The organism is Comamonas sp. HJ-2, from assembly GCF_053615495.1.
In genome coordinates, this window is sequence record NZ_JBSIFD010000004.1 from 21,155 (window position 1) to 46,415 (window position 25,261).

Annotated in this window: 22 protein-coding genes; 9 read left to right on the forward strand and 13 right to left on the reverse strand. The window is 66.2% G+C overall.

The genetic code is table 11. The features are described from left to right. Window positions 1–72 precede the first annotated feature (72 nt). From ACWGXF_RS04805 to ACWGXF_RS04840, 8 genes are all read right to left on the reverse strand, one after another. Entirely contained in the window at window positions 73–930 is an 858-nt protein-coding gene (locus ACWGXF_RS04805; protein WP_039049425.1) for an SDR family NAD(P)-dependent oxidoreductase, read from the reverse strand. Between the two features lie 71 nt (window positions 931–1,001). Further along, on the reverse strand, window positions 1,002–1,874 hold the full coding sequence (locus ACWGXF_RS04810; RefSeq protein ID WP_256629570.1) for an HpcH/HpaI aldolase/citrate lyase family protein: 873 nt from the start codon (window positions 1,872–1,874) through the stop codon (window positions 1,002–1,004). Between the two features lie 22 nt (window positions 1,875–1,896). Beyond that, a complete protein-coding gene (locus tag ACWGXF_RS04815; RefSeq protein ID WP_039049423.1) occupies window positions 1,897–2,895 on the reverse strand; it encodes a tripartite tricarboxylate transporter substrate binding protein BugD in 999 nt (332 codons plus the stop codon). A 91-nt stretch (window positions 2,896–2,986) separates the two neighbouring features. Next, window positions 2,987–4,351 (reverse strand): MmgE/PrpD family protein, encoded by a 1,365-nt coding sequence (locus ACWGXF_RS04820; RefSeq protein WP_256629567.1) that lies wholly within the window; start codon window positions 4,349–4,351, stop codon window positions 2,987–2,989. 34 nt (window positions 4,352–4,385) lie between these two features. After that, the gene (locus ACWGXF_RS04825) at window positions 4,386–5,582 is read right to left on the reverse strand and encodes a CaiB/BaiF CoA transferase family protein (protein WP_054073453.1); all 1,197 of its coding nucleotides are present in this window, start codon (window positions 5,580–5,582) and stop codon (window positions 4,386–4,388) included. A gap of 164 nt (window positions 5,583–5,746) precedes the next feature. Further along, entirely contained in the window at window positions 5,747–6,913 is a 1,167-nt protein-coding gene (locus ACWGXF_RS04830) for an acyl-CoA dehydrogenase family protein (RefSeq protein ID WP_452101716.1), read from the reverse strand. A 61-nt stretch (window positions 6,914–6,974) separates the two neighbouring features. Next, window positions 6,975–7,865 (reverse strand): FAS1-like dehydratase domain-containing protein, encoded by an 891-nt coding sequence (locus ACWGXF_RS04835; RefSeq protein WP_452101717.1) that lies wholly within the window; start codon window positions 7,863–7,865, stop codon window positions 6,975–6,977. A gap of 22 nt (window positions 7,866–7,887) precedes the next feature. Beyond that, window positions 7,888–8,901 carry a Bug family tripartite tricarboxylate transporter substrate binding protein gene (locus tag ACWGXF_RS04840; RefSeq protein WP_452101718.1) on the reverse strand — a complete coding sequence of 338 codons (1,014 nt, stop codon included), beginning with the start codon at window positions 8,899–8,901 and terminating at the stop codon, window positions 7,888–7,890. 134 nt (window positions 8,902–9,035) lie between these two features. Between ACWGXF_RS04840 and ACWGXF_RS04845 the strand changes: the two genes are divergently transcribed. Further along, complete coding sequence (locus ACWGXF_RS04845) at window positions 9,036–9,965, forward strand: LysR substrate-binding domain-containing protein (RefSeq protein WP_012836702.1); 930 nt, start codon at window positions 9,036–9,038, stop codon at window positions 9,963–9,965. Here ACWGXF_RS04845 and ACWGXF_RS04850 read toward each other — a convergent pair. Further along, window positions 9,962–10,606, reverse strand: coding sequence for a Crp/Fnr family transcriptional regulator (locus tag ACWGXF_RS04850; RefSeq protein WP_240487497.1), 645 nt, complete (start codon window positions 10,604–10,606; stop codon window positions 9,962–9,964). The genes ACWGXF_RS04845 and ACWGXF_RS04850 overlap by 4 nt on opposite strands. Window positions 10,607–10,797: 191 nt before the next feature. Here ACWGXF_RS04850 and ACWGXF_RS04855 point away from each other — a divergent pair, with 191 nt between their 5' ends. Genes ACWGXF_RS04855 through ACWGXF_RS04870 form a run of 4 tightly spaced genes read left to right on the forward strand, consistent with a single transcriptional unit; the run spans window position 10,798 to window position 15,763 of the window. Continuing rightward, window positions 10,798–11,736: a BKACE family enzyme gene (locus ACWGXF_RS04855; protein ID WP_054073327.1), complete on the forward strand. Its 939-nt coding sequence runs from the start codon at window positions 10,798–10,800 to the stop codon at window positions 11,734–11,736. A gap of 48 nt (window positions 11,737–11,784) precedes the next feature. Next, on the forward strand, window positions 11,785–12,993 hold the full coding sequence (locus ACWGXF_RS04860; protein WP_202788050.1) for an ABC transporter substrate-binding protein: 1,209 nt from the start codon (window positions 11,785–11,787) through the stop codon (window positions 12,991–12,993). Beyond that, entirely contained in the window at window positions 12,990–13,937 is a 948-nt protein-coding gene (locus ACWGXF_RS04865) for a 3-hydroxyacyl-CoA dehydrogenase NAD-binding domain-containing protein (protein ID WP_452101719.1), read from the forward strand. The genes ACWGXF_RS04860 and ACWGXF_RS04865 overlap by 4 nt, the downstream gene beginning before the upstream one ends. Before the next feature lie 20 nt (window positions 13,938–13,957). Next, window positions 13,958–15,763: a feruloyl-CoA synthase gene (locus ACWGXF_RS04870; RefSeq protein ID WP_452101720.1), complete on the forward strand. Its 1,806-nt coding sequence runs from the start codon at window positions 13,958–13,960 to the stop codon at window positions 15,761–15,763. Window positions 15,764–15,894: 131 nt separating this feature from the next. Here the strand turns inward: ACWGXF_RS04870 and ACWGXF_RS04875 are convergent, their stop codons facing one another. After that, window positions 15,895–16,962 carry an NAD(P)H-dependent flavin oxidoreductase gene (locus ACWGXF_RS04875; RefSeq protein ID WP_452101721.1) on the reverse strand — a complete coding sequence of 356 codons (1,068 nt, stop codon included), beginning with the start codon at window positions 16,960–16,962 and terminating at the stop codon, window positions 15,895–15,897. 34 nt (window positions 16,963–16,996) lie between these two features. Next, window positions 16,997–18,175, reverse strand: a complete 1,179-nt coding sequence (locus ACWGXF_RS04880) for a YbfB/YjiJ family MFS transporter (RefSeq protein ID WP_256629546.1) — start codon at window positions 18,173–18,175, stop codon at window positions 16,997–16,999. A 111-nt stretch (window positions 18,176–18,286) separates the two neighbouring features. Between ACWGXF_RS04880 and ACWGXF_RS04885 the strand changes: the two genes are divergently transcribed. Next, complete coding sequence (locus ACWGXF_RS04885; protein ID WP_256629544.1) at window positions 18,287–19,216, forward strand: LysR substrate-binding domain-containing protein; 930 nt, start codon at window positions 18,287–18,289, stop codon at window positions 19,214–19,216. A 13-nt stretch (window positions 19,217–19,229) separates the two neighbouring features. Here ACWGXF_RS04885 and ACWGXF_RS04890 read toward each other — a convergent pair whose 3' ends face one another. Both ACWGXF_RS04890 and ACWGXF_RS04895 read right to left on the reverse strand, forming a co-directional pair. Beyond that, complete coding sequence (locus ACWGXF_RS04890) at window positions 19,230–20,768, reverse strand: YifB family Mg chelatase-like AAA ATPase (protein WP_256629542.1); 1,539 nt, start codon at window positions 20,766–20,768, stop codon at window positions 19,230–19,232. An 84-nt stretch (window positions 20,769–20,852) separates the two neighbouring features. Then, on the reverse strand, window positions 20,853–21,401 hold the full coding sequence (locus tag ACWGXF_RS04895) for a MarR family winged helix-turn-helix transcriptional regulator (RefSeq protein ID WP_039049409.1): 549 nt from the start codon (window positions 21,399–21,401) through the stop codon (window positions 20,853–20,855). A 92-nt stretch (window positions 21,402–21,493) separates the two neighbouring features. On the opposite strand from ACWGXF_RS04895, the gene ACWGXF_RS04900 reads away from it, so the two are divergent. The 3 genes from ACWGXF_RS04900 to ACWGXF_RS04910 all read left to right on the forward strand — a co-directional run bounded on the left by ACWGXF_RS04900 (window position 21,494) and on the right by ACWGXF_RS04910 (window position 25,040). Beyond that, window positions 21,494–22,465 carry a tripartite tricarboxylate transporter substrate binding protein gene (locus tag ACWGXF_RS04900; RefSeq protein WP_452101722.1) on the forward strand — a complete coding sequence of 324 codons (972 nt, stop codon included), beginning with the start codon at window positions 21,494–21,496 and terminating at the stop codon, window positions 22,463–22,465. Between the two features lie 140 nt (window positions 22,466–22,605). Then, window positions 22,606–23,598, forward strand: a complete 993-nt coding sequence (locus ACWGXF_RS04905) for a Bug family tripartite tricarboxylate transporter substrate binding protein (protein WP_034382804.1) — start codon at window positions 22,606–22,608, stop codon at window positions 23,596–23,598. A gap of 113 nt (window positions 23,599–23,711) precedes the next feature. Continuing rightward, a complete protein-coding gene (locus tag ACWGXF_RS04910) occupies window positions 23,712–25,040 on the forward strand; it encodes a sulfatase family protein (RefSeq protein ID WP_034382803.1) in 1,329 nt (442 codons plus the stop codon). Window positions 25,041–25,261: the final 221 nt, after the last annotated feature.

Sequence of the window (25,261 nt, forward strand, 5' to 3'; positions counted from 1 at the left end):
CAGCAAAAGCAAAGAAGGCCGCAGTGTAGTCGCCACAACGGCCCTGCTCTTGCGTGCAGTCAGTGCACCGACCTATTCGACCACCACCGGGCTGAACTCCGGTGGCGCGCCGAAGTAGGCGCGCGGGGACGGTGGCTGCGCGCCATCGATATCCTGCACGCCATACTCGCTGGCCAGCTCGGCCGTATAGAACACGCCGCCGGAGCGCTTTTCCAGGCAGTCGGCATCGCCATGCAAGGCCAGTACCACCCGACCTATGAATTGCGGCGTTTCGGCGCTGTCGAAGCTGTCGCCGTATTTGTCGGGCTCGGCCGCGCAGACGCGTTCGGAACGTTCGGTCCTGACCAGTCCGGGCCAGAGCGAAACCACACTCACGCCGGCAGGCTTGAAATCGTGGGCCATGTCGAAGCTCATCTTGTCCGTGCCGGCCTTGCCCGCGCCATAAGCCGGCCCATGCATATAGCAGCGGCTGCCTGCCGACGAGATATTGACCACCAGGCCACGCGCCGCGATCAGCAGGCCGGCCGCGCAATGACTGGCCACGTAGGTGGAACGCAGACCCACATCGAGCAGCCCGGTCATCTCCAGCGGCTTCTGCCAGAAGGGGCCGGGAACGGTCAGCGCATCGGGAATCGCAATCGCACAATTGACCAGAATGTCGAGCCGACCATGCTCGCGGCGCACACGCTCGAACAGCGCCGCCACCTGGACATCATCGCCATGGTCACAGGCCACGGCAATGCCGTGGCCGCCGGCTGCCGTCACATCGGCAGCTGTTCTGCCTACCGTGCCGGGCAGCGGCGAGTCGCCCTCCTTCACGCTGCGCCCCGTCACATAGACGGTTGCACCCGACGCACCCAGCGCCAGCGCCACACCCCGGCCCACGCCACGGCTGGCCCCCGTCACCACACATATCAAAGCCTGGTTCATGCTCTTTCCTTTGTGTCTTGAAGCAGCATGAATCTGTAGCAAACTGCGGCGCCCGGCAACGTCTGATAAGACTATGTCTTGCGATGCATGCGCTGCTGTGCCCGGGCGTGACGAGCCAACGTCTGCTGTGCCATGTGGAGCACCGGCGCATCGACCATGCGGCCGTCCAGCACGCAGACACCGCCGCCAGCCTCGGCCAGCGCCTGGCACAGGCGCTGCGCATGGGCCACAGCGGCGGGGTCGGGGTCGAAGACGGCGTGCAGGGGCTGCACCTGGGCCGGGTGAATGCACAGCTTGCCGCCAAAGCCCATGCGCCTGGCGCGCGCCGCGTCCAATGCCAGTCGTTCGGGGTTGCGCGTTTCCACGGTCACGCCGTCCACGACCGCGCCAATGCCGGCGCGGCGCGAGGCCAGGACCAGGGCCATGCGCATGGGCAGCAGCTCTTCCTCCTCCAGCCCGCAGGCCATGCCTGCATCGACCTGGAAGTCCAGATGGCCGAAGGCCAGCCGCACCACCTGAGGAGCGGCAGCCAGGGCAGCCGCAGCGTCCAGTCCGGCCACGCTCTCGATCAGGGGCAGCAAGGCCGCCTGTGCCCCCGCAGCCCGGGCCACCGCATGCAGGGTCTGGGCACGCTCGGCCTTGGAGACCACGACGCCGGCCACGCCCATCTCCACCAGCTGCGCCAGCGCGCGCAGGTCCTCGGCATGCCAGGGTGTGCCTTCGGCGTTGATGCGCACCAGCAGGCGTGCGCGCTGCGTGCCTTCCAGCGCTTCCACGGCCTGGGCCAGCGCCTGGCGCGCGCCCTCCTTGTCGGCCGGTGCCACGGCGTCCTCCCAGTCGGCGATCACCATGTCGGCACCGCTGTCCATGGCCTTTCCAAGGCGTTCGGGTCGCGTGGCAGGAACGAAAAGAAAGGAGGTGGCCTGTCGCGCCAGATCGTGCATGCGTATGTCCTTGAAGAATGGCTTATTCGGCTGAAACGCCGGCGGCCTTGATGACCTTGTTCCAACGCACCACTTCGGCCTGCAGATGGGTGCGCAGGCCTTCGGGCGTGGCCTTCTCAGGCGATACCAGGTCGGAGCTGAGCTCGGCGATGCGCTTTCTGACGTTCTCGTCCTTGATGGCCACGTTCAGTGCCTTGTTGATGGCCATGACCACCTCCTTGGGCGTGCCCTTGGGCGCATACATGCCGTGCCAGACCTTGACGTCAAAGCCCTTGAGGCCCTGCTCGTCCAGCGTCGGGATATTGGGCAGCGACGACAGGCGCTGAGGTGTGGTCACGCCGAAGACCTTGGCGCGCTGACCGTCCTTGATCACGGGCACGGTCTGGGTGGTCTGGTCGCACAGCAGGTCCACCTGACCACCCATGAGGTCGTTCATCGCGGGGCCCGCGCCCTTGTAGGGCACGGTGGTGAGCTTGACGCCCGCCTGGTGCATGAACAGCATGCCGCACAACTGGGACACGGCACCGATGCCGGCATTGGCCAGAGAGACCTTGTCCTGGTTCTTCCTCACGTAGTCCAGCAGCTCGGCGAAGTTGCTGGCCGGGAAGTCCTTGCGCGACAGCAGGGTCATGGGGACGTCCAGCACCTGGCCGATGTACTCGAAGTCCTTGAGCGGGTCATAGGACAGTTTCTTGTACAGCGCCGGCGCCGTGGCCATGCCCATGTGGTGGATGAGGATGGTGTAGCCGTCCGCCTTGGCCTTGGCCACGCGGGCCGGTGCGATGGTGCCGCCCGCTCCCACGGTATTTTCCACCAGCACGCTCTGGCCCAGCACCTGCCCCATGGGGATGGCCAGCAGGCGCGCCACCACGTCGGTAGGTCCGCCCGCACTGTAGGGAACGACAAGCACAACCGGCTTCTCGGGCCAGGAACTGGCTTGGGCGCCGGCGCATGCCGCCAGCGCGCAGGCGGCGGCCGCTGCGTGAACAAGGCGGCGGCGGAAAGGGTTTGTGCTTTGCATGGTTTGTCTCCTGTGCACTTTGGTGGAAGCGGGAGGCGCTCTGTGACGGCGCCTTTCCCTTGGATCCGCCGGCCTGGACCGGCGGGAAAACTCAGTCCAGCAGACGCCGCACGCGCGGCCATTGCGCGACCTGCCACAGCCTTGCCACCGCTGCCTGGGCGTGCTCGGCGGGCACATGGCCGCCGTAGGCGATCAGCCGCAGCGCCTTGGCCGTGATTTCCTCGCGCGACAGCGTGTTGCCGGGGTCGCCCTTGGGCTCGTCGACACGGCCCTTGAGCAAACGGCCATCCGTGGTCTGCACGCTGACCTTGCCTATCCAGCGTTGGGGATAGGCAGCGTCGACCTCGGCATCAAGCTCCATGCTCACCTTGTCGCGCAGCGCCACGGTTTCCTGTGCCAGATAGTCGCGGTCGAACTCCGTCAGCCCCGCATGGCCGTGACGCGCCGCCAGCGCCAGCACGGTGCCCATGGAGAACTTGCTCTGGTGCACGGTGCTCGGCCTGACCACGGGGCCGAGCACATCGATGGCGCCCTGATGCACATGACAGGTGACCTGGGCCAGGTCGGCGGGGGTCAGGTCATGGTCCTGCATGACCTGCAGCAGCGCATCGGCGGCCGGGTGGGTGTGGCGGCATGAGGCATGCCATTTGAACGAGGTCTCGGCCGTGGCCCAGCGTGTGCCCAGCCCGTCGCTGAGCCGTGCCGGGTCGGCATCCGTGGACATGCCTGCCGCCAGTCCCTGCGGCCCCGTGAAGATGTCCTGCGCGCCCGTGAAGCCGTCCTGCGCCAGGAAGGCGGCCGCCAGTCCTGCTGAGGCAGCATGCGCCGTGTGCAGCTGCTTGCTGTCGGCGCCTGTGCGCAGAAACTCCCACAGCCCCGCCGACTGGGTGCCGGCCGAGCCGAAGGCATGCTGCATCTGCTCGGGCGTCAGCTTGAGCAAACGGCCCACGGCGGCAGCCGCCGCCAGCGTGCCGGCCGTGGCCGTAGTGTGGAAGATGCGGTAGTGGCTGCGGCCCAGAAACTCGCCCACCCGGATGCCGACCTCATAGCCGGCCACACAGGCCTGCATAAGCTCGACGCCGCTGGCACCAAGGCTCTGCGCCACCGCCAGCGCGGGCGGGAAGACCACGGCCGCAGGGTGGAACACCGAGCCGTTGTGCACATCGTCCTGCTCGGCCACATGCGAAGCAGCGGCGTTGGCCTGGGCCGCCATCAAAGGTGAACTGGTGGCGGCACTGCCCAGTATCTCGCAGGGGCCCGCGGCCGGGCCCTGGGACAGCGCGAAGCGCGTGATGCTCTGCACGGGGCGCGCGTTCTGGCCTGCGAGAGCGGAGCCGAACCAGTCCACCCACAGATCCTCGGCGCGGCGCTGCACCTGCAGCGGGACATCCTCCCAGCACAGCGTGGCCGCGAACCGGGCCAGCGGATGAATGCTCACTTGGGTCTCGTTCTTCATGGAATCACTCCCGCGCATACGCTGCGCACAGCTTTCACAGAGTTGCTTCTTCGGCGTACAGAGCACGGATGCGCTCGGCCGACCAGCCCAGCTCGGCCAGGATGGCCTCGCTGTGCTCGCCTACGGACGGCACAGCCTCCATGCGGTAGTCAAAGGCGCTGTTGGCACCGGGCGGCAGCAGTGCCTGCACCGGCCCGGCCGGCGTTCCCACGCAGCACCAGCGCTGACGCGCGGCCAGCTGCGGATGGGCCCACAGGCCGGCCATGTCGTTGACTCGCGCATTGGCAATGCCGGCCGCGTCCAGCCGCTGCACGACCTGGGCCGCATTCAGCGCGTTGAACACATCCAGAATCAGCGCTCGCAGCTCCTCGCGGTTGGCGTTGCGCTGCGCATTGCTGTCAAAGCGCGCATCGCTGGCCAGTGCCGGCTGCAGCAGCACCTGCTCGCAAAAAAGCTTCCATTCGCGCTCGTTCTGCAGGCCCAGCATCACCGTGCCGCCGTCGCCCGCCTCGAAGGGGCCATAGGGGTAGATGCTGGCATGCGATGCGCCCGTGCGCGGCGGCGGCGGCGCGCCCTCCCAGGCGTAGTACATGGGGTAACCCATCCACTCGCCCAGCGCCTCCAGCATGGAGACATCGATATGGCTCCCCTCACCCGTGCGGCCGCGCAGCAGCAGGGCCGACAGGATGTTGGTGTAGGCGTACATGCCGGCCGCGATGTCGGCCACCGAGATACCTGCCTTGGACGGCACCTCGGGCGTACCCGTGACCGATAGAAACCCCGCCTCGCTCTGGATCAGCAGGTCGTAGGCCTTCTTGTCGCGGTAGGGACCGTCGGCGCCATAGCCGCTGATGTCGCAGACGATGAGCTTGGGATTGTGGGCCTTCAGCACCTCCCAGGACAGACCCATGCGCGCGGCCGCGCCGGGCGCCAGGTTCTGCACCAGCACGTCGGCGCCTTCGAGCAGTTGCATCAGCGCCTCGAGTGCGTCGGGCCGCTTGAGATCGAGCTCCAGGCTTTGCTTGCTGCGGTTGATCCAGGTGAAGTGCGAGGACTGGCCGTTGACGCGCTGGTCGTAGCCGCGCGCGAAATCGCCATTTCCCGGACGCTCCACCTTGATCACGCGCGCGCCCAGATCGGCTAGCTGGCGGGTGCAGAAAGGCGCAGCCACCGCATGTTCCAGCGAGACCACGGTGATGCCGTCGAGGGGGCGAAGACTATGTTTTTTCATCTTGGAAATCCATTGCACTTTGGCGAAACTCACGACCCGAACAACTGGCGCGCTCAAAGCCAGGGTCAGCAAGCAAGGGCCTGGGCCGGCCGCACCGCCCCGCAGCGGGCTGTCGTCCCCCTTTCAGGGGGAAGGCGCGCAGCGCCTCAGGGGGGTGTCGCACATCAAAACGAGCGGGGCAGCCCGAGGATGTGCTCGGCCACATAGGAATAGATCAGGTTGGTGGAGATCGGCGCCACCTGATAGAGGCGGGTTTCGCGGAACTTGCGCTCCACGTCGTACTCGCAGGCAAAGCCGAAGCCACCGTGGAACTGGATGCAGGCATTGGCGGCCTCCCAGCTGGCCTTGGCCGCAAGATACTTGGCCATATTGGCCTGAGCGCCCATGGACTCTCGCGCGTCGAACAGTTCGCAGGCCTTCCAGCGCATGAGATTGGCGGCCTCGACCTCGATGAAGGCATCGGCGATCGGGAACTGCACGCCCTGGTTCTGACCTATGGGACGGCCGAACACCTGGCGGTCCTTCACGTAGTTCGTCACACGGTCCAGAAACCAGTAGCCGTCGCCTATGCACTCGGCCGCAATCAGTGTGCGTTCGGCGTTCAGCCCGTCGAGGATGTACTTGAAGCCCTTGCCTTCCTCGCCGATCAGGTTCTCCTCGGGAATTTCCAGATCCTCGAAGAACAGCTCGTTGGTCTCGTGGTTGACCATATTGAGGATGGGGCGCACGGTCATGCCCTTCTTCTCGGCCTCGCGCAGATCGACCATGAAGATGGACATGCCCTCACTTTTCTTCTTCACTTCTGCCAGCGGTGTGGTGCGCGCCAGCAAGATCATGAAGTCGCTGTGCTGGATGCGGCTGATCCAGACCTTCTGGCCGTTGATCACATAGCGCCCGTCCTTCTTCACGGCGCTGGTCTTGATCTTGGTGGTGTCCGTGCCCGTGGTGGGCTCTGTGACACCCATGGACTGCAGCCGCCATTCGCCCGAGGCGATGCGCGGCAGGTATTTCTCCTTCTGCGCCTGCGAGCCATGGCGCAGCAGCGTGCCCATGTTATACATCTGGCCGTGGCAGGCGCCCGAGTTGCCGCCGCAGCGGTTGATCTCCTCCATGATGACGCTGGCCTCGGTCAGGCCCAGGCCGCTGCCGCCGTACTCCTGCGGAATCAGCGCGGCCAGCCAGCCTGCGTTCGTGAGCGCGTTGACAAAGGCTTCGGGGTAGACGCGCTGCTCGTCGATCTTGCGGAAATACTCGTCGGGGAACTGCGCACACAGCGCACGGATGGCATCGCGGATCTCATGGTGGTGGTTGGAGCTGGTGTGTTCGATCATTTCAAGCCTTCTGGCGACAAACGCTTGTCCGGCAAGCGCTATCGGCTATGGGTTTCAGTCTTCAAGCCACTGTGACCGTGGCCTGCATGGTCAGAAGCCCTTCGTGGTCCTGCGCCCACAGGTCGATGGTCCTGCCGTCATCGCGCGGCTTTCCGTGCACGCTGAAAGGATGCAGGTCGAAGGTCGGTCGCAAGGCCTTGAAGTCGAACGCGACCACCCTGGCGCCGGGCAGCTGGCGGCGCAGCAGATCGAGCAGCAGCGTGGCAATCAGCGGACCATGCACGATCAGGCCCGGGTAGCCCTCGACCTGGGTCACGTACCGGCGGTCGTAGTGGATGCGGTGACCGTTGAAGGTCAGCGCCGAGTAGCGGAACAGCAGAACGTCATCGGGCACGATGCTGCGCGACCAGGCAGCCTGGCCCGCGAGCGGCGGCTGCTGCGGTGGCGGCACCGGATCGCCGGGCCTTGCAGCGGCCCGGTAGACGATGTCGTGCTCTTCGGTCAGCGCCAGACCGTCCTGGTTCGAGAAACGGTGCTCCACCAGCACGAACAGCAGCTCGCCCGAGCGTCCGGTCTTGTGCTGCACGCTGCGGATGGTGGAGACACGCTGCACCTCCTGCCCCAGGCGCAGCGGATTGTCTGTCTCCCAGCGCAGCCGTCCGCCCGCCCACATGCGGCGCGGCAGCGGCACGGGCGGCAGGAAGCCGCCGCGCCGGGGATGCCCGTCGGGGCCGATCTCGCTCTGGCGCGCATGCGGCAGGAAATACAGCCAGTGCCATAGCGCAGGCACGGCTGAGCCATCCTCAGGCACGGGATCGTCACGATCCAGCGTGGCCGAGAGGGCACGCAGCGGAGCTGCGGTGATGACGTCGGACATGGTCTCGCTGCGCTCCTGCCAAGACTGGAGCTTGGTCAGGGTGGCTGCGTCGATCTGGACAGTGTTCGGGTGCATGGATGGAAGTGCTGGAAGAGATTCAGTTCACCGTGGCGCCGGAGGTCTTCACGATATGCGCCCATTTGGCGATGTCCTGCTTGAGAACGGCAGCCAGCTCGTCAGGCGTGACTTGACGCTCTGGCGTGCCCGCAAGCTCCACGCCCTGAGCCTGCAACTGGGCGCGCATGTCCTTGTCCGCCATGGCCTGCTGCATGCCTTCGCGCAGCCGGCTCATCACCGCAGGCGGCAGGCCGCGCGGCGCGAACAGGGCAATCCACAGCGTGCCGTTGTAGCCGGGCACGAACTCACCCAGCGATGGCACGTCGGGCAGCAAGGGCGAGCGCGCTGCGCTGCTGACCGCCAGTGCCCGCAGCTTGCCCGACTTGATGTACTGCAGCGTGGACGGCAGGCTGCCGAACAGCAGCGGCAGCTGCCCGCCCAGCACATCGTTAAGTGCCGGCGCCACGCCCTTGTAGGGGACATGCTGCAGCTGCACGCCGGCCATCTGGTTAAGCATCTCGCCCAGCAGGTGGTTGAGCGTACCGTTGCCTGCCGATGCATATTGCAACTCGCCGGGCTTGGACCTGGCCAGGGCCAGCAGCTCGGGAACAGTCCGGGCAGGAAATGATGGATGGGCCAGCAGCACATTGGGCACGGAGCCGATCATGCTCACCGGCGTGAAGTCGCCCACGGGATCGAAGCCCGGCGACTTGTAGAGTGCGGGATTGATGGCCTGGCTGCTGCTGATGGTCATCAGCAATGTATGGCCGTCCCTGGCGGCCTTCGCCACGGCCTGGGTACCGATGTTGCCACCCGCACCGGGGCGGTTCTCGACCACCGCGCCCACGGACAGCTTCTCGCCCAGTTTCTGTGCCACGATGCGGCCCACGATGTCATTGGTTCCGCCCGCTGCCTGGGGCACCACCAGCACGATGGGGCGGGCGGGATAGGAGGTCTGCGCCCAGGTCGGCAGGCCCAGGGTCAGCAGGGCGCCGGCGCAGAGGCTGCGGCGCGATACCGATGGAGTGGAGGGCGGGGCTGATCGGACTGGCACGGCGACTGTCTCCTCTTTTGGGGTTGATAGCCCTATGCTCGCTGGCGCCAGCTCTGTGCACAATCTCTGATATTGGAATCAAGCCTTTTGTTTTTCCGAAGCCTTGACTTGATTGGTATAAACCATGAGCCGCCATGCAATTCGATCTCAAGGATTTAAGACTCTTTGTTTTGATAGCACAGACAGGAAGCCTGACAAGGGCGTCCGAACAGTCTCACCTATCGCTTGCAGCCACCAGCGCACGTGTCAAGGCACTGGAGGAGCAGGCCGGCATGCCTTTGCTGATACGAGAGGCTAGAGGGGTAAAGCTGTCGGCACCCGGCGAGGCCTTTTTGCACCATGCGCGCGCCATGCTGCAGCATTCGCAGCAATTGCAAGCCGACCTGCAGGAGTACGGCGCGGGCCTGCGCGGCCATGTGCGCGTATTCGCCAACACCACGGCCGTGACGGAGTTCATGCCCGACATACTTGCGGCCTACCTCACCCAGCACCCGCACATCAGCGTGGACCTGCAGGAGCGCCCCAATGCCGGCATTGCCGCCGACATCCGCGACGGCCGCGCCGACCTGGGCATCGTGGCCGGCGAGGTGGACACGCACGGCCTGCGCGTGCTGCATTTCAGCACCGACCGGCTGGTGCTGGTGACCCCCGACACCGCGCGCTGGGCGGACATGAGCAGCGTGGCCTTTGCCGATGTGCTGCACGAGCGCTTTGTGGGCATGCACCGTGGCAGCACGCTGCAGACCTTTCTGGAGCGGCTGAGCCAGCAACTGGGCACCACGCTGAAGCTGCGCATACAGTTGTCCAGCTTCGACTCGATGTGCCGCATGGTCGCGGCAGGCGTGGGCGTGGCCGTGGTGCCCGAGACCGTGGCCCAGCGCTACCGCGGCCTGCCGCGCGTCTGCCGCGTGCCGCTGACCGACGCCTGGGCAGTGCGCCCCCGCTATATGCTGGTGCGCGAGGAACAGCAGGTATCGGTCCAGCTGCAGGAACTGATGGACGCCATCGCTGCCTACCATGAGCACGGCGAGAGCAACGTGACGCAGAGCGAATCTGGCCGCTAAAACGACGCCGCGGCGAGCACGCGTGATCGCAGCCGCGGCAGGTCGATGACGGTGATGCCGCCGTATTCGATCTCTATCAGGCCCGCCGCCGCCAGGCGCCGCAGCGCTGCGTTGCAGCGCTGGCGCGACAGGCCAGAGAGGTTGGCAATCTCCTCCTGGGACACCCGCAGGCGCGGGTCGCTGCCCGGATGCAGCCAGGGGTGGAACAGGCCCACCAGTGCGCGCGCCACCTGACTGTCGGTATCGAGCAGATGGTGGGCCGCAAAGTTGCCCAGGAACCAGTGCATGCGCTCGTTGATCTGACGCAGCAAAAAGGCTTCGAAGCTGCGCTCGCTGCCGCGCAGCCATTCAAAGACCTCGGCGGGCATCAAGGCCACGCGGCTGTCGCGCAGAGCGATCACGTCCGCCGTGCGCGCCACTCCGCGCAGCACCGTTCCCTCGCCGAACCAGCTGCCCACCGACAAGCCGCCCAGCGTGACAGAGCGGCCGTCGGCGCTGCTCACCGACCATTTGAGCAGCCCTTCGATGGCGCCATACCAGTGCCGAGGCGCATCTCCCATACGGCACAGCGCAGTGCCCGCGGGCAGGTCCACCTCGCGCATCTCCGCACGCACGCGTTCGCGCACGGCAACGTCGAGCACGGGAAACCAGGCCGAGCCGGAGAGCAGTTCGTCGAGGGTGGGACGGGCCGCGGCCGTTGAGCGGTGATGGCGGGCGATGGTGAAGCTCCTTGCGTACTTACCCCGAGGTCAAATGTCATCGCAACGACTGATTCGTGCAGGGGTGAAAAAAATAATAGCTGACGACCCAACCCCACGCATCAGGAGACGCCATGAGCAAGCGCAAAGTGATCGTGACCATTGCCCCCACGGGCGGCATGGCCCACAAATCGCAGAACCCCCATCTCCCTACCCAGCCGGACGAAATCGCCGAGGACGTGGTGCGCTGCTTCAATGCGGGCGCCAGCGTGGCCGCCATCCATGCGCGCCGCCCCGACGACGGCGCCACCTGCAATGCCGACATCTACCGCGACATCAACACCCGCATCCGCGCTGCGGGCTGCGACATCGTGATCAACAACTCCACGGGTGGTGGCGTGCACGGCGACATGGTGCGCGAGCTGCAGGGCGGGCGCTGGGAAATCGCCTGGGAGGAGCGCATCAAGGGCATGGACGCAGGCGCCGAGATGTGCACGCTGGATGCGACCACGCTGAACCTGAGCTTCGGAGGGCGCGAGATCCTCATGGACACGCCGCTGTCCCGAGGCCGCGAGCTGGCCGTAGGCATGAAGGCGCGCGGCATCAAGCCAGAGTGGGAAGTCTTCGCACACACCCATATCCTGCAGGACGTGACGACGCTGATCGAGGAAGACCACGATGCCGCACCGCACTTCATCAACCTGGTGATGAATGTCCACCGCAACTTCCAGAACGCCATGCCGTTCTCGCCGCGCTATCTGCAGCAGATGGTGGACGTTCTGCCCGCCAACAGCATCTTCTGCGTCAGCGGCATCGGCCCCTCGCAGCTGGAGGCCAATGTGGCTGCGCTGCTGCTGGGCGGCCATGCGCGTGTGGGCCTGGAGGACAACCTCTACTACCGCCAGGGCGAACTGGCCACCAATGTGCAGCTGACGGAGCGCATCGTGCGCCTGATCCGCGAGCTCGACATGGAGCCCGCCACACCCGAGGAAGCACGTCAGATCATGGGGCTGCAACGCAGTGGCATGCCGCGACCCGCGTTCGCGCCCGCCGCCATGGCACAGGCTGCCTGAGCCGCGCACGGCGCAGCACAGCTCACAAAACAACGAGGAGACAGCATCATGAACTTCACATACAAGGCCCTGGCGGGCGCCGTGACGCTGGCCGGTGCGGCCACGGCAGCAGCCCAGATTTCGGACGATGTGATACGCATAGGCTTCATCAGCGATATGTCGGGCGTATACCGCGACTACGACGGGCCGGCAGGCGCAGAGGCCATACGCATGGCCATCGCCGACATGGGCGGAGCCATCAACGGCAAGAAGATCGAGCTGGTGGCGGCCGACCACCAGAACAAGGCTGACATCGCCGCAGCCAAGGCGCGTCAATGGTTCGACGTGGAGCGCTTCGACATGCTGATCGGTGGCGTGAACTCGGGCGCGGCCATTGCCATGGCGGGCGTGGCGCGCGATAAGCGCAAGCCCTATTTCGTGGTCGGCTCGGGTGCTTCCAGCCTCACCAACGAGCAGTGTTCGCCCTACACGGTCATGTATGCCTACGACACGGTGGCCATGGCGCGCGGAACGGCCAGCGCCGTGCTCAAGAGCGGCGGCAAGCGCTGGTTCTTCGTGACGGCCGACTATGCCTTCGGCAATGCGCTTCAGGCCGATGCCGCCAAGGTGCTCGAAGCCGGCAGCGGCAACGTGGCCGGTGCGGTCAAGCACCCGCTGGGCGCCAGCGACTTCTCGTCCTTCATGCTGCAGGCTCTGGCGGCCAAGCCCGATGTACTGGCCCTGGCCAACGCAGGCGGCGACACGGTCAACGCCATCAAGTCGGCGGCGGAATTCGGGCTGGCGCAGAAGATGAAGCTCGCGGGCATGATCATCACCATTCAGGACGTACACGCCCTGGGCCTGAAGACGGCACAGGGCATGTATCTGACCGACAGCTGGTACTGGAACCAGAGCCCCGAGGCCAGCGCATGGGCGCGGCGCTTCTTCGACAAGCACAAGCGCATGCCCACCTCCTTTCATGCGGGCGACTACTCCGCCACGCTGCAGTACCTCAAGGCCGTGCAGGCCGCGGGCACGGACGATGGCACCAAGGTGATGGAACAGCTCAGGAAGACCCGTTTCAACGACATGTTCGTCAAGGACGGCTGGCTGCGTGCCGACGGCCTGATGGTGCATGACATGCATCTGATGCAGGTGAAGACGCCAGCCGAATCCAGAGAGCCCTGGGACTACTACAAGGTGGTCGAGACCATCCGTGGCGAGGCCGCCTGGACTACCCGCGCCGAGACACGCTGCGCGCAATGGAAGACATCATGAGCGCGGCCGCAACCGTGATACGGCACGTGGCCGTGGTCGGCACCGGCGTGATCGGTGCCAGCTGGGCAGCGTTCTTCCTGGCGCGCGGCCTGGATGTGACGGCCACCGATCCCGCACCCGGCGCCGAGCAGCGCCTGCGCGAAGCGGTGCAGCGCCACTGGCCGACCATGCAACGCATGGGGCTGGTGGATGGAGCTTCGCCCGAACGCCTGCGCTTCGACGCCGCACTTGAGCGTGCGCTGGACGGCTGCGACTTCGTGCAGGAAAGCGGCCCCGAGCGCGCCGACTTCAAGGCTGACCTCTATGCGCGCATGGACGCGGCCACACCACCCCGGGTACTGCTGGCCAGCAGCAGTTCGGGTCTGCCGGTCAGCGGCATGCAGGCACGCTGCAAGACGCCGCAGCGCGTGGTTCTGGGCCATCCCTTCAATCCGCCCCACCTGATTCCGCTGGTGGAGGTGGGTGGTGGCGATGCCACCTCGCCAGACAGCATCCAGCGCGCCATGGACTTCTACGCAGCACTGGGCAAGCGCCCCATTCATGTGCGGCGCGAGATCGCTGGCCACATCGCCAACCGCCTGCAGGCCGCGCTGTGGCGCGAGGCCTTTCACCTCGTTGACCAGGGGGTGGCCAGCGTCAGCGACATCGACACGGCCATCGCCCACGGCCCCGGCCTGCGCTGGGCGCTGATGGGGCCATTCATGAACCTGCATCTGTCTGGCGGACAGGGCGGCATGCAGCACCTGCTGGAGCACCTGGGCGGCCCCATCGAAAGCTGGTGGCGCGATCTTGGCAATCCAGCCATGACAGAGGCGCTCAAGGACAGTGTGGTGCAGGGCGTGGCAGAGGCGCGCGGCATGCGCCGCGAGGAGGAGCTGGAGCGCACGCGCGACGAGCTGCTGACCGACCTGATACGTGCCAAGGCCCAGGGCTCGCTGTTCTGAGCCTACATGGAGGAGTACCCATGCAAGCCATAGACTTCCTGTCCGACCCGCAGCAGGTCGCCCCGCCGCGCAGCCTGCGCATCGATCTCGACGACGGCAGCTTCGTGCTGCGATCGCCCGTGGCCCTCAAGCCCTATGCACGTTGCGTGGGCGAGTGGCTGGAACGCTGGGCGCGCGAAACCCCCGAGGCGCCGGCCCTGGCCGAGCGCACGCCCGACGGCAGCGGCTGGCGCATGCTGAGCTGGGGCGAGCTGCGCGAGGCCGTGGGACGCACGGCCCAGGGGCTGCTGGACCTGGATCTGCCCCCCGGCCCTGTGGTCATCCTGTCGGACAACGCCATCGATCACGCGGTGCTGATGCTGGCCGCCATGCACGTGGGCCGGGCAGCCTGCTCGCTGTCCAGTGCCTACTCGCGCACGGCGCGCGACTTCGGGCGGCTGCGCCAGATGCTCCAGGTGCTGCAGCCCGCGCTGATCTACGCATCGGACGCGCGCCTGTACGGACCGGCGCTGGCGGCCTGCAAAACCCGCGCGCCCTGCGTCTTCAGCGCACATGCACCGCACTGGCCTGGCGGGCTGGATTTCGAGGCGCTCATGGCCAGACCCGAGACGGCCGCCGTGCGCACTGCATACGAGGCCATCGCGCCCGACACGCATGCCAAATACCTGCTGACCTCGGGCTCCACAGGCACGCCCAAGGTGGTCATCAACACGCACCGCATGCTGTGCGCCAACCAGCAGCAAATGGCGCAGACCTGGCGCTTCCTGGAGCAGGAAAAGCCCGTGCTCGTGGACTGGCTTCCCTGGAGCCACACCTTCGGCGGCAACCACAACCTGCATCTGGTACTGGCGCACGGCGGCACGCTCTACATCGACGAGGGCCGGCCCGCACCGGGTCTGATCGAGAAGACGGTGCGCAATCTGCGCGAAGTCCGCCCCACGCTGTGGTTCAACGTGCCGCGCGGCTTCGACATGGTGCTGCCGCTGATGGAGGCCGACGACGCGCTGGCGGCGGACATGCTCTCGCGCCTTCGCCTGGCCTTCTATGCGGCTGCGGCGCTGGCCCCCTCGACCTGGAAGCGGCTGGAGGCGGTGGCCCAGCGCGTGCGCCCGGGCCGCCCCCTGTGGCTGACCACGTCCTGGGGCTGCACCGAGACCTCGCCCGCGATCACCTCGGCCCACTGGCAGCTTGACAGCGCAGGCTGCATAGGTGCGCCACTGCCCGGGCTGGAGCTCAAGTTCGTACCCAACGGCAACAAGCAGGAAATGCGCGTGAAGGGCGTGTCGGTTTTCCCCGGCTACCGCGACGCACCGCGCGAAACTGCAGCGGCTTTCGACGAGGAAGGTTATTACCGCATCGGCGACGCAGGCTTCGTCGTGGACGAGCAGCGGCCCGAGCGCGGCGTGATCTTCAACGGCCGCGTGGCCGAGGACTTCAAGCTCTCCAGCGGCACCTGGGTCTCGGTGGGAACGCTGCGCGTGGAACTGGTGTCGCGCCTGGCGCCCTGGGTGCAGGACATCGTCATCGCAGGCCACGACCGTGACGAGCTGGGCCTGCTGGTATTTGCCACGCCCGCAGGTGCTGCCGCCCCCGAAACCCTGGCACAGGCACTGCGCCGCGTGATGCACGAGCAGCGCGACGCAGGCGCGGGCAGCTCGCAAAGCCCCAGCTGCGCGCTGGTGCTGGCCGATCCGCCGGACGCAGAGGCCGGAGAGATCACCGACAAAGGTTACGTCAACCAGCGCGCGGTGCTGACGCGGCGTGCCGATGCGGTGCGACGTCTGTTCGCTTCAAAGGATGCATCGGTCATTCGCTGCAATAGCTAAAACCATAGCAGTCATCGCAATTCAGTATTCAAATCTTGGCAAAAACAATCCAGATCTGATGCATTACAAGCGATGACAGCTATCAAATCAGATGATGACTCCTGACTCACCGCATATCCGCTCAAACCCGGTCAGGCGTGCTCCGCCTGCTCCAGCTCCTGCGCCAGTGTGCGCACGAGTTCGGCCGCTGGCATGGCGCGAGCCAGCGGTGCGCCCTGGCCGGCCCAGTGTGCGGCATAGTCGCTGCTGCCTTGCGCGCTGGCTACCTGGTGCAGCGCCTTGCCTGCGTCATACACCATGGGATAGGCGGGCAGCGCTCCCGCATAGTCTCGTCCCAGCTGGTGCAGACGGTTGAACATGCCGCGCGCAGGGCGTCCGGAAATGGCGGCGGTGATGGCCGTGTGCTGCGCGCTGTCGCTTTGCAGCTCGGCGCGGTAGGCCTGGCTGGCTGCGGATTCGGGGCAGAGGATGAAGGCCGTGCCCATCTGCACGGCACAGGCTCCCAACTGCAAAGCGGCAGCAATGCCTGCGCCGTCCATGATGCCGCCTGCGGCGACCACGGGCAGGCGGGACTCGCGCGCCAGCAGCCGCACCAGCGCCAAAGTCCCCATCAGAGTGTCCTGCTCGGGCACGAAAGCGCCGCGATGGCCGCCCGCCTCCATGCCCTGGGCCACGATCACATCCACCCCGGCCTGCTCGATCTGGCGCGCCTCATCGAGACTGGTGGCGCAGGCCAGCGTGGTGATGCCGGCGGCGCGCAAGGCATCGACAAAACTCTGCTCCGGCAGGCCGAAATGAAAGCTCACCACGGCGGGGCGCAGCTCCAGCAGCATGGCCTGCAACCGCTCATTGCCCAGCGCGGACTCGTAGATGCAGCGCAGGCCAGACGGCACGGACGCGCCGTAGCGCTCGAACTCCGGCGCAAGATAGCGCAGCCACTGCGCTTCGCGCTCCGCATCTGCTACCGGCGCACGGTGACAAAAGAGGTTGACGTTGAAGGGGCGGTTGGTCAGCGCACGCGTCTGTTCGATGTGCTGGCGCGCATGCTCGAGGCCGTAGGCGCCTATGCCGATAGAGCCCAGGGCGTATGCATTGCTCACGGCAGCCGCCAGCTGCGGGGTCGAGGTCCCGGCCATCGGGGCCTGAATGATGGGATGCTGCAGACCCAGGCCTGTCATCCACAAAGGTAGTTTGCTCATCGCGCGTCTCCCGGTTGTCACATCTCGATCCTGATCATTGCGCAGTGCGGGCCAGGCGGCTTGAGGCCACCAGCAGCGCCCCCAGGCCCAGCGCTGCGCAGCCCAGCACGAACAGCTGGCGATAGCTGCCGCTGCTGGCGTAGACAAATGCCATCAGATAGCCGGAGCTGGCCTGCAGCAGCGCAAATGCAGCCGTGGCGTAGCCCCACATTTTCTTGTGCTGGCCGGGGCCGATCAGCTGCATCAGATAGCCCGAGGTGATGGCAGCCATGCCAGGCGACAGCGCCCCCACCAGAAAGCCCGACAGCGCATGGCCACCGAAACCGGCCCAGGCCAGCGGCAGGCCGATGGCCACGGCCTTGAGGGCATAGGCGCCCGTGGTCGTACCCCACCAGCCCCAGCGCGTGGCACAGTAGGCCGCACACAGCGGCCCGACCATCGCGCCAAGCCCGAAGAATGCCCATTGCGTCGAGGCATAGGCGCCGCCCAGCTGCAGCTCGCGATCCAGGTAGTCCACCCAGAACACGGTGTGCGGCACAAAGCCGAAGGCGTCGCAGGCATAGGCGACCAGCACCAGAATCACCGCCAGGCTCCACAGCGTTGTGCTGGAGGCTGCGACCGCCGTGGGCTGGATCGCCACCGGTGCATGCAGCGGGATCTGGCGCGCAGCATGCCGGCCGCTGTAAAGCGCCAGCGCAGACAGCGCCGTCAACGCCCACCAGACGGCACTCAGGCTGCTGCGCGCAAACATGGGCACCAGGGTGGCGGCCAGCAAGGCGCCCACGCCAATGCCGCAGAACATCAGCGGGCCCAGCGTGGCACGGCGCTGCGGCGCTGCTGCAGCCATGGCCACCGACGGGCCCAGCACCATCAGCGCGGCACCGGCAATACCCGAGACCAGCCGCCAGACAAAGAACAGGGCCATGGGCTGGGGCAGGCTGCAGCCTGCAAAGCTCAGCATCACGGCCACCCAGCAGATCACCAGCACGCGCAGCGCGCCCATGCGCTCGGCCAGCGGCGCGGCGACCAAAGCCCCGATCAGATAGCCGAGCAGATTGGCGGCGCCCAGATAAGCCACCTGCTCGCCGCTGAACCAGCCCGCATGCACCATCTGCGGCATCAGCGCGGTATAGGCGAAACGGGCCAGGCCGACGCCGCTCAGGGTGGCCATGAAGCCGGTCAACAGCAGGGGAAGTTCTTTGCGTTCGATCACAGCTCGGGTTATGGAGGGGAAATTGGCATCAAGCCTAAACGCTGCGACCCGATCATGTCCAATGATTCAAAATGATGACTTGCATCTCAATTCGAGATATTGGAGCCGCATATGCAACTCAAATCCCTGCGCATGTTCGAAGCCGTCTGCGAAAGCGGCAGCTTTGGTGCCGCAGCCCAGCTTCTGCACACCGTGCAATCCAATGTCACGGCCCATATCAAAAAGCTCGAGGACGAAGCAGGCGTGCAATTGCTGATGCGGGCCAACCCGGTCTTTCCGACTCCGGCCGGACGTACGCTGCTGGAATCTGCGCGGCAGATGCTGCAGTCGCATGACCAAGTGCTGGCCATGCTGCAAGCCCGGCAATTTGCAGCCGGCCAGGTCAAGGGAGCCTTGCGCATAGGCTCGATGGAAACCACGGCCGCACTGCGTCTGCCGCCACTGCTGGCCGAGTTGCGCAGGCAGCATCCGGGTATCGACCTGGAGCTGGACGCCCAGCCCAGCGCCGCATTGCTGATGGAGCTGGCGGCCGGTCGCATCGACTGTGCCTTCATCAACGGTGCCGCACCACAAAACGAGCTGCAATCCTGGCCGGTATTTCGTGAAGAGCTGGTGCTGGTCAGCGGACAGCCGCTGACGCGCTTCCCCACCGCCGCAGAGTTCAGCAGCTCCGTGTTTCTGGCCTTTCGCCAGGGCTGCAGCTACCGCCAGCGGATCGAGCTGCTGATGGCCTCTATGGGTGTGACGGCGATACGCATCATGGAGCTGGGCATGCTGGACACCATCCTCGGCTGCGTGGCTGCCGGCATGGGCTATGCGCTGCTGTCGCGCTCTCTGGTCGAAGCCCAGCAGCAGCGCTTTGGCGTGCACTGGATGACTCTGCCCGGCAGGAGCGGACAGGAGCTGGCCTTTGTCGACACCTGTTTTGTGACCGCTGCCGTACAAGGCTGGTCGCCGGCACTGCATGCATTTGCGCAGGTACTGGGCGTCAATCCGCAGGCCACACGGGCACAGCCCGTGGCGCTGGCTCTTGCCGCCTGAGAGCGGCAGGACATCACGGCTGCATCAGAGCGCGGCGGTACTGCAATGCCTCGGCCAGATGGGTTTGCGTGATGGCATCCGAGTCCGCCAGATCGGCAATGGTTCGCGCCACCTTCAACGCCCGGTGCGTGCCGCGCGCCGACCAGCCAAGGCGCGCTGCAGCCTTGTGGGCAAAGGTCAGCGCCTCGGGCTCCAGCTGCAGATGCGTGTCGAGCTGTGCCCCTTGCAACTGATGATTGGGCAGGCCCTGGCGCTGCAAGGCCTTGTCCCTGGCCGCGCTCACGCGTTGCTGCACGGCAGCGCTGCTCTCCCCTTCGGGCGCTGCCAGCAACTCCTCGGGCGACAGTGCCGCCACCTCCACATGCAGATCGATACGGTCCAACAAGGGACCGCTGATGCGTGCCTGATAGCGGGCCACCTGATCGGGCGAGCAGCGGCAGGCCCTGATGCGCGACCCCCAGAAGCCGCAGGGACAGGGGTTCATGGCTGCCACCAGCTGGAAACGGGCCGGAAACTCCGCCCTCTGCACGGCCCGCACGATGGTGATGCGCCCGGTCTCCAGCGGCTCGCGCAGGGCTTCCAGAGCGCTGCGCGCGAACTCGGGCAGCTCATCCAGGAAAAGCGCACCGCAATGGGCATAGGAGATTTCGCCGGGCCGGGGCGGAGAGCCGCCGCCGACCAAGGCGATGGAACTGGCCGTGTGATGGGGAGCGGCAAACGGCCGCTGACGCCACAGCTGCGGCGTGAAACGACCGCTGAGGCTGGCAATGGCGGCGGCTTCGAGCGCTTCCTCATCGGTCATGCCCGGCAGCAAACCCGCAAAGCGCTGGGCCAGCATGGATTTCCCCGAGCCCGGAGGGCCGATCATCAGCACACCATGCGCGCCGGCAGCTGCAATTTCAAGCGCGCGCTTGGCCTGCATCTGGCCGCGCACCTCGCGCAGATCCAGCGACGGCAAAGAGGCGTCAGCAGGTCTGGAGTGCACCCGCTGCCAGCCCTCCACGCCATCGCCATGCTCCGACAGGGTGCTGTCATGCGCGATGAACTGTCTGACCACATCCAGCAGATGCGCGGCGCCGAAGACTTCGATGGCCGGCACAAAGGCGGCCTCCAGCGCACTGTCTGGCGGCAGCACCAGCCGCACGCGCTGTTGCTGACGCTGCAGGGCCAGCGCAGTAGCCAGGGCGCCGCGTACCGGGCGCAGGGCACCGGTCAGCGACAGCTCTCCTGCAAACTCATAATCGGCGAGCCGCCGTGCATCGATCTGCCCGCTGGCCGCCAGAATGCCCAGCGCTATCGGCAGGTCAAAGCGGCCTGAGTCCTTGGGCAGATCCGCCGGAGCCAGATTGACCGTGATGCGCTGGTTGTTCGGGAACTCCAGCCCTGCATTGACGATGGCTGCGCGCACGCGCTCGCGGGCCTCCTTGACCTCCACATCCGCCAGACCCACCAGGGTGAACGAAGGCAGTCCGTTGGCCAGATGGACCTCCACCGTGACAGCCGGTGCCTGCAAGCCCAGCAGTGCACGACTTTGAACCAGTGCCAGACCCATCACGCTCCTCCCCTTCAAGCCGGACTGTAGGGCCTAGCGTATGCGCGGGCGGCTCAAACAGGCAATAGGGGTGTGCACAGGCCGTCAGCCGGCGGCGTCGTCACGGGCCGGCTGTTTGCCCGCGGCCCGGCCACGGCGGCGCTCGGCCTTGGGAAAGCTGCCCTGCTCCTGCATGAGCGCCGCCCGATTGCGCACGCGCTCGAACACCTGGGACAGCACCTCAAGCTCGGCATCGCTGACGTCGCCGAGCAGCTCCTGGTTGATCGCCTGTATCTGCGGAAACAGCTGGGTGTGCAGCGCCAGCCCGGCGTCCGTCAGCTGCACCATGGCCTGGCGCCCGTCGCCGGCCATGCCCTGCTTGTGCAGCAGTCCCTTGGCAATCAGCGTGGAGATGGTGCGCGAGGTGCGCGTGCGATCGAGCTGCGCCAGCTCTGCGAGCTGGGACGGCTGCATGGCGCCCTTGGTGGCCAGCAGGCCGATCATGCGCCACTCGCGCCGGGTGATGCCGAAGCCGCCCTCGCACAGGCGCACCACCATGGTTCCTGCCGAACTCATCAGGCGGGCCAGATGGTAGAGGAACAGATCGTCCAGCTCGGACGGCTGCCGCCAGGGGTGGCGCTGCGCCTTGGTCATGGGTCTTTGTGGGTTTTCTCTAGGAATGATGGATTAGATCCATTATCGAGTCACTGCTTACAGTGGCTCCAAAGAAAACGACAGGAGACACCATGCCTTGCACCCGTATCGCCCGCCGCACTCTGGCCGGGCTGGCGGCCGCCGCGCTTCTGACGGCATCCCATGCTGCCGACAACTGGCCCGCCAAGCCCATACGCATCATCGTTCCCACGCCGCCAGCCGGCCCTTCCGACATCGCCGTGCGCCCGCTGGCGGCGGCCGTGCAAAAGGCGCTAGGTCAAGCCGTGATCGTGGAAAACCGGGCCGGTGCCAATGGCAATATCGGTGCGGCCGAGGTCGCCCGAGCCCCGGCCGACGGCTACACCTGGCTGTGGGCCATGGACCCGGTGCTCACCGTCAACAAGCATATCTACAAGAACATCGGCTACTCCAGCGATGCCATCGTGGTGCTCAACGCCGCCGCCAGGTTTTCGCAGACCCTGATCTGCAACCCCGGCCTCGGCTTCAAGTCCGTCAAGGACATGCTGGAGGCCGCCAAATCGCGCGAGCTGACCTATGCCACGGGTGGCGCGGGCTCGCCCGGTCATCTGGTCATGGAGTCCCTGCTGTCCAGCACCGGCGTGAAAATGGTGCACGTGCCCTACAAGGGGCCGGCACCGGCCATGCAGGACCTCATGGGCGGCCAGGTGAACTGCGGCTTCCTGGCGGCACCCACGGTGCTGCCACAGATACAGAGCGGTCGCGTCACCGCCCTGGCCACCTCGGGCCGCACGCGCTCGCCGCTGCTGCCGACATTGCCCACGATTGCCGAGTCGGGCTACCCCGATTTCGACGGCACTTACTGGCTGTTGCTCGCCGCCCCCAAGGGCGTTCCTGCCGAGATCCAGAAGCGCTTTCTCGCAGCCATGGATGCCGCCATCCGCTCGCCGCAGCAGCAGGAGCTGGTCAAGGCCGTGGATATCGAAATGGTGGGCAGCAGCCCCGAGCAGGCCCAGGCCAGGGTGCACGAGATCTCCGACAAATGGGAAGCGCTGACCCGCAAGATCAATCTGAAACCCGATTGATGCCTCGGGCACGGGCGCCGGCCATCTGAGCATTTCAGGCCGGTGCCGGAGCCCACCTACACTGCCCGGTTTCCAATCATTAATGGTGTGAATTCGCGAGCCGGTACCGGCGCGGACCACAGACCAGGAGAGACATGACGATGCAAAGAAGAATCTTCGGCAAGCTCGCGGCGGGGCTCGGCCTGAGCGCAGGCTTGCTGGGCGGCGGCGCGCTGCAGGCCCAGGAGAGCCATGCCCTGTTTCCCAGCAAGACACCGCTGCGCATGGTGGTCGGCTATCCGCCCGGCGGTGCCACCGACCGCGTGGCACGCATCGTGGCCGACCGGCTGCAGGCCCGCCTCGGCAGTCCGGTGATCGTGGAAAACAAGCCCGGCGCGGGCGGCCGCCTGTCGGCCCAGTACGTGAAGAACGCGCCCGCATCTCAGCCCGCCGTGCTGCTGGCCAATCCCGCCGTGATGGTGGTCGCGCCGCTGGTGTTCCCGGACTCCGGCTACGAGCCGGAAAAGGACTTCCGCCCCATCAGCGAGGTCAACCGCTACGAGTTCGGTCTGGCCGTGGCCAGCGCCGTGCCCGTGAAGGAGCTGCCGCATCTGCTGGCCTGGCTCAAGGCCAATCCGCAGCAGGCCAATTTCGGTGTGCCGGCCACGGGCAGCCTGCCGCACTTTTTTGCGCTGATGCTGGGCGAGACCGCCAAGGTGCCCGTCGAGGTCGTGGGCTACAAGGGCTCGGGTCCGCTGCTCACCGACCTGATGGGCGGGCAGGTCCCCATCGCCGTGGACACTTTCGACACCCAGATCGCCCAGCACGAAGCAGGCAAACTGCGCGTGCTGGCCACCTCGGGCGAGCGCCGCAGCACCATGGCACCCGGCATTCCCACGCTCAAGGAGCTGGGCGTGAACCTGGTCGGCACGGGCTGGAACACCTTGTTCGCGCCGCAGAGCATGGCGCCGGCCACGGTGCAGCGCCTGTCCCAACTGGTGCAGGAGGTGATGAAGGAAGCCGACACGCAGCACAAGTTCGCCGCCTCCAACCTGGTGCCCGTGGTCAGCAGCGCGCAGGACACGGAAAAAATGCTCAAGGCCTACCGCGCTCAATGGGCGCCGGTGGTGCAGCGCTCGGGCTTCAAGCCATAATATTTGAGGAGCATCTATCGCTTTCCACCAAACATTTTCAGCATCAAATCTATCCAGAATCCTTGCATAACAAGAGATAGAAGCTCCTGTTTTTGAATGTTCCCCGATCTCCCATGACCGACTCCCGCCCCAATCTGATCTTCATCCTGGCCGATGACCTCGGCTATGCCGACCTGGGCTGCACCGGTGCGCGCGATGCGCACAACAACGCCACCGACGTCTCGCCGCGCCTGGACGCCATGGCCGCCCAGGGCCTGCGCTTCACGCGCGGCTACTCCAACTCCTCGGTGTGCTCGCCCACGCGCTTTGCGCTGGCCACGGGCCGCTGGCAGTACCGCCTGCGCGGTGCGGCCGAGGAACCCATCGCCAGCGTGCATGGCGACAAGGTGCTGGGCCTGCCGCCCGATCACCCCACGGTGGCCTCGCTGCTGCGCGATGCCGGCTACGCCACGGCCCTGGTCGGCAAATGGCATCTGGGCTACCCCCCGCATTTCGGCCCGCGCCTGTCGGGCTACGAGGAGTTCTACGGCTTTCATGCCGGCGGCGCCGACTACTTCGCCCACTGCGACCCGCGCGGGCGCCCCGACTTCTGGACCAACGAGGAGCCGCACACCGAAGACGGCTACCTCACCGATCTGCTGAGCCGCCGCGCGGTGGACTTCGTCAAGCGCCAGAGCGCCGAGCAGCCCTTCTACCTCTCGCTGCACTACAGCGCCCCGCACTGGCCCTGGCTGACGCGCGAGGACCGCGCCGAATCCGAGCGCCTGCAAGGCATGGGCAAGCATATCGACGGCGGCTCCATCGACACCTACCAGCGCATGATCCATCACATGGACGAAGGCATAGGCTGGCTGCTGGACGCGCTGGAGGAGAACGGCCTGAGCGAGAACACGCTCATCGTCTTCACCAGCGACAACGGCGGCGAGCGCTTCTCCAATACCTGGCCTTTCGTGGGCCAGAAGATGGACCTGCTTGAAGGCGGCATCCGCGTGCCTTTGCTGGCACGCTGGCCGGCGCGCATGACGGCCGGCGCCGTCTGCGACACGCCCAGCCTGACCATGGACTGGTCGGCCACCTTCCTGGCTGCAGCGGGCGTGGACGCGCATGCCGACTATCCGCTGGACGGCATCAGCCTGCTGCCCCTGATGCAGGATCAAAGCTGGATGCCCGAACGCGACCTGGCCTGGCGCATGAAGCACCGCGAGCAAAAGGCCTTGATACGCGGCGACTGGAAATATCTGCAGATCGAGGGCATCGAATACCTGTTCAACATCGCCAGCGACCCGCGCGAGCGCGCCAATCTGCGTGATCGCGAGCCCCGGAAACTGGCCGAGCTGCGCAGCGCCTGGGAGCACTGGAATCAGGAGCTGCCGCCGATTCCCGAGGAAGCCAAGGTCTCGCTGGTGTTCACCAAGGCAGACCTGCCGCAGGCCAGCTTCTGAGCTGAGCGCTGCCTGCAAGCCCATCGCACAGGCGATGGGCTTTTTTGTGTCCGCGCTCAAGCAAAGAGCACGCACTCACTTTCAAATCACCTGTTTGGTGCAAAAAACCGGATAAAAACCGGGCCATGGCGGTGCATTGCAAAAACGCACCATCCTGGTGCATTCGGTTCAGGCCGCAAACCGGGTGGCGAAAGTTGCGCTCAGTGATTGTGAAAACTCGT